General features: G+C 60.8%; 9 protein-coding genes. 3 read left to right on the forward strand and 6 right to left on the reverse strand.

Going from position 1 to position 11,619, the window contains the following annotated elements; genetic code table 11:
* Entirely contained in the window at window positions 1-1,728 is a 1,728-nt protein-coding gene (locus tag ACTJK7_RS19360) for a C13 family peptidase (protein ID WP_440780321.1), read from the reverse strand.
* A gap of 110 nt (window positions 1,729-1,838) precedes the next feature.
* Complete coding sequence (locus ACTJK7_RS19365) at window positions 1,839-2,294, reverse strand: MaoC family dehydratase (RefSeq protein ID WP_034153755.1); 456 nt, start codon at window positions 2,292-2,294, stop codon at window positions 1,839-1,841.
* 193 nt (window positions 2,295-2,487) lie between these two features.
* On the opposite strand from ACTJK7_RS19365, the gene ACTJK7_RS19370 reads away from it, so the two are divergent.
* The 3 genes from ACTJK7_RS19370 to ACTJK7_RS19380 are packed head-to-tail and all read left to right on the forward strand — an operon-like array spanning window position 2,488 to window position 4,167.
* A complete protein-coding gene (locus ACTJK7_RS19370) occupies window positions 2,488-2,850 on the forward strand; it encodes a CidA/LrgA family protein (RefSeq protein ID WP_323150532.1) in 363 nt (120 codons plus the stop codon).
* Window positions 2,850-3,566, forward strand: coding sequence for an LrgB family protein (locus tag ACTJK7_RS19375; protein ID WP_007958637.1), 717 nt, complete (start codon window positions 2,850-2,852; stop codon window positions 3,564-3,566). The genes ACTJK7_RS19370 and ACTJK7_RS19375 overlap by 1 nt, the downstream gene beginning before the upstream one ends.
* 10 nt (window positions 3,567-3,576) lie before the next feature.
* On the forward strand, window positions 3,577-4,167 hold the full coding sequence (locus ACTJK7_RS19380; protein ID WP_323150533.1) for an LON peptidase substrate-binding domain-containing protein: 591 nt from the start codon (window positions 3,577-3,579) through the stop codon (window positions 4,165-4,167).
* 11 nt (window positions 4,168-4,178) lie between these two features.
* Here ACTJK7_RS19380 and ACTJK7_RS19385 read toward each other — a convergent pair whose 3' ends face one another.
* The 4 genes from ACTJK7_RS19385 to ACTJK7_RS19400 form a co-directional block, all read right to left on the reverse strand.
* Complete coding sequence (locus ACTJK7_RS19385) at window positions 4,179-5,642, reverse strand: hypothetical protein (RefSeq protein WP_323150534.1); 1,464 nt, start codon at window positions 5,640-5,642, stop codon at window positions 4,179-4,181.
* 247 nt (window positions 5,643-5,889) lie between these two features.
* Entirely contained in the window at window positions 5,890-9,336 is a 3,447-nt protein-coding gene (locus tag ACTJK7_RS19390) for a calcium-binding protein (protein WP_323150535.1), read from the reverse strand.
* Window positions 9,337-9,484: 148 nt separating this feature from the next.
* A complete protein-coding gene (locus tag ACTJK7_RS19395; RefSeq protein ID WP_108563338.1) occupies window positions 9,485-10,801 on the reverse strand; it encodes a bifunctional DedA family/phosphatase PAP2 family protein in 1,317 nt (438 codons plus the stop codon).
* 54 nt (window positions 10,802-10,855) lie between these two features.
* Window positions 10,856-11,551: a DNA-3-methyladenine glycosylase gene (locus tag ACTJK7_RS19400; protein ID WP_108563337.1), complete on the reverse strand. Its 696-nt coding sequence runs from the start codon at window positions 11,549-11,551 to the stop codon at window positions 10,856-10,858.
* Between the last annotated feature and the right edge of the window lie 68 nt (window positions 11,552-11,619).

The raw sequence follows: 11,619 nt of genomic DNA on the forward strand, positions 1-11,619 counted from the left end.
TTAGTTGCTCTTTGTCGCTCCGTCGTTCAACGCAGCACTTTGCAAGGCTTTTCTCGCTTGCTGTTTACGCAGCAGTTGCCAGTGCGCCAGCACGGTTTTCGGCGCCCAGATCTGCGGTTCAGAGGCTTCGAAGTTGTCCGCCAGTTCGCGCTCGGCGACCGTAGCCTTGGCCAGTTTGAAGGCTTGCTCCAGGTCGTCGGTCTGGTTCAGCGCCTGGGCAAACAGGGCATCGCCGAAGTAGGTGAAGTTGGCTTCTTCGGAGCAGCCGAACGACACGCGGTCGGCGCGTGAGGCGGTCATGATCAGCGTGCGTTCGTCCTTCAGCGCCGGAATGAAACCACCGGAATAGCACGAGGAGATGACAATGATCTTGTCGCGATTCTTCAGGGGCGCGAGCACGGCGGCGAGTTCGTCGGCGGGCAGGTCGGCCAGTTCCATGCGCGGCTGATCGAGCACCAGTTCGTGCTCGGCGGTGCCGTGGCTGGTCAGGTAGATGAACACCAGGTCTTCCGGGCCGCTGCGTTCGGCCAGGGTTTGAGCGGCGCGCCGCAGATTTTCACGGGTGGCCATCGGCCGGTCGCCGAGGTGGTCGCGGTGGTTGACCAGACGAATCTGGCCAAACGCGCCAAAGCGGCTGGTGAGCATGTTCGCCACGTAGTCGGATTCGCGCAGGAACACGCTCTGCTTGCCGTCGCCGCCGAGGGTCAGGGTGTAGAGCTCCACCGCCGGGGTCGAGGCCGGCACATTGGCCAGCGCCTCGTCGAGCAGACGACCCTGGGCCAGCAGGCCGAGTTCGAGGGTGTCCGGCAGTAATTTGCCGTCGGCATCGCGTACCCGCTGGCCGTTGATCCAGGTGCCGCTGAGCACGCTGCCATCGGTGAGCACCAGGGTGCCGCGTCCGGAATAGCTGTCGCTGTCGAATCCGCCGACGTAGAAACTGCCATCGGACAGGTTCAGGCGACCCTGACCGCTGAAGCGCCAGTCGTTGAAGTAGCCGATGTAGTGGCTGCCGTCGGCGCCGATCAGTTCGCCCTTGCCGGTCAGCGCGCCTTCCTTGAACTGCCCGAGCCACACATCGCCGTCGGCGTTTTCGTAGCGGCCCTTGCCGTGCAGTTGATTGTTCTTGAAGCCGCCGACGTAGATGTCGCCGTCGGCACTGTTGAAGGTGCCGTTGCCTTCGAGCTGGCCATTGACGAAGTGGCCGGTGAACTGATTGCCGCTGGCATCGCCGCGCTGGCCTTCGCCGTTGGGTTTGCCGTGGGCGAACTGGCCCTGGTAAGAGCTGCCGTCATCCAGCTCGAGGCGACCGAGACCGGAATACTGGTCGGCCTTGAACTCGCCGCGATAGGTCATCGCGTTTTCTTTGAGGGTGCCTTCGCCTTCGCGCCGGCCCTGCTTGAAACCGCCGGTGTAGCTGCCGGCGTTGGTGGTCAGCGTGCCCTGGCCGTCGAACAGCCCTTGCTGGAAGTTGCCGCGATAGACCTCGCCATTGCTGCCATGCCATTCGCCCTGGCCATGCCATTGCCCCTTGTCGAACGACCCGGCGTACCAGCTGCCGTTGGGGTAGTCGACCCGGCCCTGACCTTGCAGCAAGCCATTGACCAGTTCTCCGCGATAGCGGCCGCCGTCGGGCAGGCGCGCATCCGGCGGCAACAGCGATTCGCCGTCGCCACACGCGGCCAGCAACAGTGTCAAGGCAAGGGGAGCAAGAGGGGCGAATGAGCGCATAGCGGGATCCGGGCAATTAGGCGACCGAGTATGCCGCAGCTATGTGACCTTATACAGCCGGCAGGGAGGAGCGGATGCGAAACAGCGTGAGCCGTTTCGCATCCAGGCGCTTAAACGAAGCAGAGCGACAGCGGTTCGGCGATGTAGGCCGGTTTGTCCGAGCCTTCGATCTCCAGGGTGGCGGTGGCCTTGAGCAGCCATTGGCCAGGTTTTTTCTCGGTCACTTCACCGAGGTCGACCTTGAGCCGGACCTTGGAATTGACCTTGACCGGCTGGATGAAACGCACGCTGTCCAGGCCGTAGTTGACCACCATCTTCACGCCTTGCGGCAGGACCAGGATGTCTTCCATCAGTTTTGGGATCAGTGACAACGACAGGAAACCGTGTGCAATGGTGCTGCCAAATGGCGTTTGCGCGGCTTTGACCGGGTCGACATGGATGAACTGATAATCCCCGGTGGCTTCGGCGAACAGGTTGATGCGCTCCTGGTCGATGGTGAGCCATTCGGAACGTCCGAGTTCCTTGCCGACATAATCTTTGAGCTCTGCAACTGGAACATAGGGCATTGAGACTCTCCTTGGGTTCATCGGTTTTATAGTTTTTCAGGTGGGGGATTTGACCGCCCTGCGAACCACTGTAGATCATCATGGCGATTTGCTCAGGTCAACCGACCATGCTTTTGGCGAATGCCGATCCATAGCGCAGGCGTGCTTATAATGCCGACGACTTGCGGGTTGGAAAGTAAGACGGAGATGTCGGATGTTGCTACGTGGCCTGACGTGGCTGGTGCTGTTTCAATTGCTCGGCACGGCCCTCAATCATTTGCTGTTGCCGGTGCTGCCGGGGCCGATCATCGGCCTTTTGCTGTTGCTGGTATTCCTGATCGTGCGCGGTGAAGTCGGCGAGCCGTTGAACCTCGCGGCCGGCAGCCTGCTGCGTTACCTGCCGTTGCTGCTGGTGCCGCCAGCGGTGGGGGTGATGGTGTATGCCACGGCGATTGCCGCGGATTTCTGGGCCATCGTCGGGGCGTTGATGGTGTCGCTGATTCTGTCGATGGCCTTCGCCGGGGTGCTGATGCAACGGCTGGTCAAGCGTCACGCGCCGCCTTCGGAGGATTCCTGATGCTGTTTGACTGGCAAGGCGCCTGGGCCTCGGTGATTCACCACCCCCTGTTCGGTATCGGCATCACGTTGGGTGCCTATCAACTGGTGCTGGCGGCGTTCGAGAAAACCCGCTGGATCTTCCTGCAACCGGTGCTGGTCTCGATGCTGCTGGTGATCGGCGTGCTGGTCGGCTGCGGCCTGACCTACGCCGAGTACCGCAAGAGCACCGAGATCCTCAGCATTCTGCTGGGCCCGGCGACCGTTGCGCTGGCGGTGCCGCTGTATCTGAACCTGCGGCGCATCCGCCAATTGTTCTGGCCGATTTTTACTACGCTGGTGATAGGCGGCGTGGTCGCCACGGGCATGGGGGTGGCGCTGGGCTGGTGGTTCGGTGCCGATCACATGATCCTGATGACCATGGCGCCCAAGTCGGTGACCTCGCCGATCGCCATGCTGGTGGCCGAGCAGATCGGCGGTGTCGCGGCACTGGCGGCGGTGTTTGTGTTGATCACCGGGGTGATCGGTGCGATCTTCGGCCCGGCGCTGCTGACTCGCCTGGGCGTACACAGCCCCGAGGCGCGCGGCATGGCGCTGGGCATGACAGCGCACGCGGTCGGTACGTCGGTGGCGTTGCAGGAAAGCGATGAATGCGGCGCCTTCGCGGCGCTGGCGATGAGTCTGATGGGCGTGGCCACGGCGGTGTTCCTGCCGTTGGCGGTGTCGATGGTGGTGTAAGGAAATGTCTATGAGTCTGCCGCTTTTTCCGCTGAACACGGTGCTGTTTCCCGGCTGCAATCTGGATTTGCAGATCTTCGAGGCGCGCTATCTGGACATGATCGGCCGCTGCATGAAACAGGGCGGTGGGTTCGGTGTGGTGTGCATCCTTGAAGGCAGTGAAGTCGGCGTCGCGCCGGAAGGTTTCGCCATGGTCGGCTGCGAAGCGCGCATCACCGATTTCCAGCAGCAGGACAACGGACTGCTGGGCATCCGGGTGCAGGGCGGGCGGCGCTTCATCGTGCAGCGCACCGACGTGCAGCGCGATCAATTGATCGTGGCCGAGGTCGAGTGGCTCGACGAAGAGCCCGAGCAACCGTTGCAGGATGAAGACGCCGATCTGGTGGCGCTGCTCAAGGCACTGGCCGAACACCCGATGGTCGAGGCGCTGAACATGGGCGCAGATGCGGCGGGGCAGCAGTCATTGGCCAATCAGCTGGCTTATCTGCTGCCGTTTGCCGAGGAAGACAAGATCGACCTGCTGCAACTCGATGATCCGCAGCAGCGGCTGGATGCGATCCAGGCGCTACTCGATGAGTTGCAGGGCGAGCTGTTTGCCTAGAGCCAAAAACGCTATTCGGGCCAGATGATGTCGTTGGCGAACCACTCCTTGTCCTTGCCCAGTGTCAGTACCGGCTTGCCGGCGTTGGCGACCTTGTCGATCAGGGCATCGTATTCGTATCGGTTGTCGACGCCTTGATGGGTCCGCGCTTCGATGTCATTGCGCTGTCGATAGCCTGCCTCATAAGCGATGTCATCGACTTTCGCCGCGCGAGTGAGGGTGGAGTCGAGCAGCCAGAGACGTTCCGACTCGATGCCCCGTTTCGACGTTGAAATCAGCGCTTCAAGTTCATCCTCCGGGAACCACGCACCCTTGTTCCTCGCGGCGTTGTTGAGCAGGTGATTCTCCTCTCTCGGCACGACCTCCATTTTTCGCGTGTCGATGATGTAGGCGAATATGATCGTCTGATTGTGCCGGACGGTTTCGTAATTGCGTTCGGAGTCGAGTTCCACATCCGAAGCCTCGGACCAGTCATTGTCGGATTCCCCTGATTCATTGTCGGAGTCACCGGGCTTGCGTCCGGGGTATTTGTTTTTCTGGTTGTTGTAGAGCAGATACTCTGGATCGGGGGAGCCCGTGCCTCTGCCTGCATATCGCTCAACCCGCTTCAGACTGACGGTTGCGCTGATCGGTTTCTCGGTGGTTGCTCCACGAGGATGCTTGAGTCGCGGCAACATCCGGTCATCGTTGTAGAACTCAAAGGGCGTCCGTTCATCGGCCCGGAACAGGGCCGGGATGTCTGTGCGGTACAGGACGTCGCTGCCGTTGCGCAGGTAGCCCAGCCTTGCAAGGAATCCGTCGAGGAATTCACCACTGACGCTCTCGCTGAAATCGCCGTAGTCGCCCAAATGACTGAGCAACAACCTGCCGTTTCTCAGTGGCCGAAGCAGGGGTTCTATTTCCTGATGCAGTGCTTCATAGCGGGCTGGGTCGTCTGCGTTCAGTGAGCGGCGCTTGTGCTCTGCGAGCCATTGCGGAAGCGCTGATGGATGGGCGGCCAGGTCGTCGCGCAGCCGGACGTGCTGGAGAGGCGATAGATTGTACGAGCGCAATTCCATGAGCCGTTCCGCTTGAGTCATCTGCGGGTACAACCGTGCGAAGTGTGTATCCAGCAGTTCGGACGTCGTGGCTTTCAATCGGGCGGGCATCAATGTGATTCGCGGCTGCCTTGCCGGCACCGCCGCTTCAGCGTCATGAATATCCGGATGCGGGCGCTTGAGCGGATGGACGGTATCGATCTGTCGAGCAGGGCTCCAGGTTGATTCGTCGATGTTTCTGTAAAGTGCAGGTCCCGGTGCCAGCTTCCTGTACAGATCCATCGCCCGATAGGTGCCCAGGTTCGGATCGAACTCCACATATACGGTGCCGTGGTTTTTCACATCGACGAACTTGCGTCCGACGACATAGCGCAAGCCTTCTTCATTGGCCGGTTGCATGTTGCGCAGCAGGCCGGGGCTCAACAGATAGTCGCTCAACAGGGTTGCCGATGCCCGGGGCACCTCAGGCAGGTCCGAGACTTTGACGCCTGGCGGAACGGGTGTCGCTGCGGATGGCAGTTGATGCCCCAGGGTTCGATTGCCCGATATGACCGGACCGGAAAGTGAATCAGGTGATTGTGGGGCCTGACCCGTTGGCCGCAGCCGGGGAGGTTGCAGTGACGGGTCGGCAGATGTGTTGATCCTGGACACTGCCGGCAGTGGGGGTGATTTGGGGCGCATGGTGTCATTCCTTGACGATGGACAGGTGTTCGATCGATATCACCCGGGACGGGTCGCTGGCGAGCCTCCAGCTGTCGGTGGCGACGTTGTAGAAAATCCGGTCGGAGTCGCCATCGCGCAGACGCAGATTCAGGACCTGCACATCATTGCTTTCAAGTTCGTCGCGACGCTGATGGTCAATGACGTCCTGAACCAGGGCATCAATTGTCGGGTAGGCCCGGGCATCCGCAGCGCAGAGACCAATCACCTCGAACAGGGCATTGATCCGGTAACGGTTCCCGGACGAGATCGCCACCTCGACGGTTTCCAGTGGCAGTCCTGGATCGTTGCTGTCCGGCAGGTGAAGGTGAACACTGCCGATTTTGATCAGGTCGTTGTTGATGCTCAGGTCGCGAAGGGTGACCTTCTCCTGCAAAAGGTGGGTATGAATCAGCCAGGTGGAGGATCCGGAAAGTCTGGCGTCAGCGTCGGCGGTGGACAGACGGATGGAGAGATTGCTCGCGAGAAAAAGCTCATAGCTTGCCGATCTTCCTTCCAGCCAATAGGTTGCGTTGTGCTCGGTGGCCAGAAAGTCGACCCGTTGCGGCGTGTTCTTCAGGGAGCGCTTGCTGACAGAGGGACTGACGAACAGGTATCGGCCGGCCCGCTCGCGCAGTGAGGCACGGCTTTCGATGACCCGGTACCCCGGATTTTTTGCATCCTCCAGATAGTCGTTCCGGGGAAAGTCCAGGTGGTAGGAAACACCATCACGCATCACCAGGGTCAAGGGATGATTCATTGCCCACCCGGCGGCCATGTTACCGGCGCCCATGTCAGTCTTCCGATCCTGACTTCCTGTCACGTTTGCATGCAACGAGAGCCGGGCCCCTCCAGCGAAGGTGAGGGTGAAATGGACATTGTCGTAATCGAGGAACGTGAACGCCTCCATCTCCGTGATGCTCACCACGTAAGTGGCACGGACGCTGACAATTTCCTCGCTGTCGAAATCGACATACACGGTGCTGTGCGACGGAAGGCTGTCTTTCGGGGCGATCAGGGCGGCGCGACGGGTCTGGCGGGAGACGAAATAGTGGGACTGTGCCCGAGCTGCCAGAACGTGCGGATGATCGTTGATCTGCACCGGAGATGCCTTGGGTATGCCCGATGTGAGGAGGGTGACACTGATGGGCAGATCGCCGTGCTGCGGAATCTCGCCAGGCCAGTCCGGTTGCAAATGGAAACCGTCCTGGGTGATGAACGCCCATTTGTCGTGGTGCAGGATGCGTTTGCCATCGAGGGGCCGGTAAGCGTTCTCCAGTATCAGTTCGCGCCTGGGCGAGCGCGGATCATCGTCTCGAAGCGACTCGATCACCAGCGCGTTATCCCGGATGAACCAGCGCTGGATGGCTTCCATCGATACCCCCAGATAGACCTTGCTCGGCTCCAGGCCGTCCTCGGTGATGGAGACCTTGAGGCTCATCGGATCGAGATAATAGGTATCACTGCCGCGACCGCCGTCGACGGTGACATGCAGGCCACGTACAGATATCTGATCATTTCCGGCGCCGGCATCGACGTGATCGTTGCCATTGGCCGCAATGCTGTCCGCCTGATCGGAGCCGATGACCCGATTGGTTGCGCCGGCAAGTGTTTCGACCTTTTCGATGGACTCGAGCGTCGAATGCAGCACCGGCTCTGACATCGGGTTCACGGGTCGCAGCGACAGCTTGCCGTTTTTCAGGTCTATGTCATAACCGAGGTGGCGGGGTGGGGCGAGGACATGATCCAGGTGCCTGTGCGTACCTTGAAGCCACAACAGATCGATTCCGTCTCCACCCGACAGCTCGCTGGCCCTGATCGGATCGTATGAGAGTGCTTCTGATGCCGACTGAAATACAAAGGAGTCGTTTCTGTTGCCACCACTGAGGGTTTTCCGGCCTGTGGTGTAGCTGAAGAAATTCGGCTTTTCCTGAATGCCCTGCACCGTGTCATGGCCACCGCCCAGATTCCAGAAAACCCCTTTGGCAGGGTCACTTGCGGTGATGGAGACGACGTAGTCCGAATCTGGTAAGCCCTCACGCGCGTCATATGAGTCGTCCGTATCTTTGATGACAGGGAGGTTTTCGAGGGTGCAGGGCGTTTCACCCTTGTCTTTGTCCCATTGATAGCGATAGAGGCGGGTGGGTTGCAGCGTCACTTCAAATCGACCGTTGACAATCACATCGACGGTTTCCCTGAATTCACTGTTCAGCCAATTCAGGCTGCGAGTTTTCAGGGCTTTGGCATAGTCCGCGGTGGTCCTGGCGATCAGCAATCGATCCATGAGCGCCTTGTCCTGATCCTGTCCGGTGAACGCAAACCAGCCGGCGCGCCAGCGCTCGTTCACCGTCAGCTCGATGTAATCGTCAATGTCGTCGACGGCTCGCACGGCACCATAGATCTTGGCCCCGACGATCATTATTGCGGCAGCGGCAATCCCCACCGGGCCCGCTGCCTGGAAACCCGCCAATGCCGCGCAGCCAAGTGCCAGGGACAATGCGCCGCTGAACACGCTCAGCCCGCCCGTCACATACAGATCCTGTGCTTCCTTGCCCTGAGTCTTGGCGGCATCGTTGAAGGATTTGATCGCGACGTAGATATCGAACGGCAGTGTCAGCACGCTGGCGATCAACCCGGCCCCGCGACAGAGCCACTTGCCCATGGACGTCCTGCCGAATTGTTCGAAGGCCATTGACCCCTGACGGAGCATTTGCTCCCCGCTCTTGCTCAGCGCGTACTCGACGCCCAGTGAGGTGATTTCCGCGGCGCCTCCGCCAACGTTTATCAGCGCTTCATGCGTATCGCCTTTCTTCAGGGCATCGATAGCCCCGATGTAAGCGCTGTAGAGTCCATACGCCTGCATTCCGACGCCCATGCTGGTCATTCCGCGACTTTTGGCTTTGTCGACCCAGTCCGGCAAGTGCTCGGGCAGCGGATCCCGACGAATGTCGAGACGTTGGGTGGCGTTCAGCAAATGATTGATCTTGTTCATGGCGTCAGCGAACTCGCCTGTGGGCATTTCGCGCATGAGCGGTGCCGCATGGGGGGAGCGCTGGGTGACGATTTCGTACAGCAGGGGCGGGATCTGGTGGTTTTCCGGCGAGGGCACGGAGCGCATCCGTTGTTCCATCTGAACGGTATCGAATTCCAGCGCATCGATGAATGCCTGGTCAGGTTCGGCAAAGTAGGTGGTGGTCGGCGACAGGGGTTGCCCGTTGACCCGTCCACCCAATGCTTGAAGTGTCTGGCGACTGACGCTGTATTCACCGATGCGCAACGGACCGAACAGGGCGTCCAGGTCCGCGAGCCCCGGCTTTTTTCCCGAGTGCGAGGGGCTGTTCCGGATGGCCTGATCCGATTGGCCGGTCGGGTCGGATATTTTGATTGGCGCTGACGGTCGGTCAGCCCGAAGTGGGTGGATCGGTTGATTCATCAAAGTCATCGCTCTTTTCACAAGTCCGTTTGTGGTGCAGCTGCCGGAATGTGGCATGGGGCACGGACTTGTTCATGAGCTTTTACTTTGCCAAATGTTTGCCGGCGTTCACCGCCCAGGCGTGCGCCGCTCAGCGTGGAGCGCAGGCTCAGTAGGCATATCGCAACAAGGTGTGTGGCAGGTGCCGCAAGACGAAGAAACCAAACAGGGCGACCAGCGCCGGCAATATCAGCCACCAGACTTTCTGCGGCATCGCACCCAGAGGTGCCTGGCGTTGACTGAACCACAGACCCGCCGCGCACACGCAGGCAGCGAGCATGGCGCCGGCCAGGACATCGGTTGGCCAGTGCGCGCCCAGATACACCCTTGACAGGGAAATGGCCAGCGCCGGTATACAACCGAGCAACAGCCAGGTCAGGCGCAGGCGCGACGGCTGCCCGCGTCCGGCCAGCACGGCGAGCGCCAGGAACAGCGCGAACGATCCGGACGCATGGCCGCTGGGCATGCTGTAGCTGGTGAGCGGATCGGTGAGTACTTCGGGGCGTACCCGGGCGAAAAACAGTTTGGTTCCGGTATTGGCCAGGGCCGTGACGAGCAGGGTGCCGCCCACGAAAATCGCATGGCGCCACTGACGGCACAGCAACAACAGCGCGGTCAGCAGGGCGCTGAACAACAGCATGTTGCGAAATTCACCGATCAGGGTAAAAACCACTGCCACCTCATCCAGCGCCGGGCGGCGGTGTTCCTGTACCAGGGTCATGACGCCCTGATCGAGGGCGGTCAGATATGGGTAACCGATGAACAAGCCGATCAGGATCAACAGGCTCATGCTGCCGATCCAGATCGCGGCCCGGCGATGGCGGCGCAGGCTGCTGTTGGCGCTCAGGCCGACCATCACCGCGATGCTGCCGGCAACGATCCCGGCCTGCAGCCAGAAACCTTCCGGCAGTGGCAGGCGAATCGCCGCCCCGGTGGCCCAGCCCGGCAGCAGGTAGGCGAGACTCCAGCCGGCGGCTGCCAGCAGACTTACGGCGGCGAAGCGCGGGAAGGGCATGTCGCACATCCCGGCGACCATCGGCAACATTGGCCGCAACGGGCCAATGAAACGCCCGACCAGCAGGCTGGCGATGCCGTAGCGCTGGAAATAGGTTTCGGCGCCGGCCATCCATTCCGGATGATGGCGCAACCCCGGCAAGCGCCGGATATTCTGGTGGAAGTGGCGACCGAGGAAATACGAAACCACATCGCCGAGAATCCCGCCGAGAAAGCCCAGCAACAGGGTTTCGCTCAACGACAGTGCACCGCTGCCGGCCAGCACTGCTACGGCAAACAGCAATACTGTGCCGGGCACGATCAACCCGGCAATCGCCAGACATTCCACGCAGGCCACGATGAACACGGCGGCGGCCAGCCACTGCGGATTGGCGGCCAGCCACCCGGTCACGCTATCGAGCCATGGGCCCATACAAACCACTCCATTTCATTGATGTCCCTGAACGGCGAGCCGCAGGGTGTGCATTCACAGCAGAAAATAATCGCGACCTTCGACCTGACCCCGGCGCAGCGGGTTCCGCGTGCACCACTGGGCATAGGCGGCATCGACGAAGCGATACATCAAGTGTTCGTCACGGCCATGGGGAATGCCCAGGCGGGTGGTCTGGATCACGTGGGTTGGCACAGGGCCGGTGTCTTCCACCAGCAGAATTTCGTGGTCGAAGCGCTTGGCATCCCACACCGGCACTTTCAGTCCCAGCGCCTTGCACAATAAGGTCTGTCCGGCGCAGAGCTTCTGCGTGGGACGCGGGCGACCCTGAGCATCGGGATTGTTCAACAGCATCTGCGCCAGGCTGGCCGGGCCGCTGATCTCGTCGACCCACGGATAGGCCGATTTGATCAACACCGCATTACCGGGGCCTTGGGCGCTGAAGTTCAGCGAATCGCCACCACGGGCGTAGTACATATAGATGTGGCCGCCATCCAGAAACAAAGCCTTACGCTTTTCTGTGTAGCCGAGGGACGCGTGACTGCCTTTTTCCTCGCAGTAATAGGCCTCGGTTTCGATGATTCGGGCGCTGAGCCACAAATCGCCGACGCGGTGGCGAATGACTTTGCCGAGCAGATCGCGGGCCAGTGTCTGGGCGTCACGGTCAAAAAAAGCGTCCGCAAGGCCGACAGGCTGGCGCGTGGAGGTGGCGCGAACGGTCAGGTTGGACATGGCAAACAGGGTTTATCCAGGCGGAGGAGGTCGTGATGATAACAATTCAAGGCTTAATCCCGGCTGAA

It is taken from the genome of Pseudomonas sp. 22085, from assembly GCF_052045815.1.
GTDB lineage: Bacteria > Pseudomonadota > Gammaproteobacteria > Pseudomonadales > Pseudomonadaceae > Aquipseudomonas > Aquipseudomonas glycinae.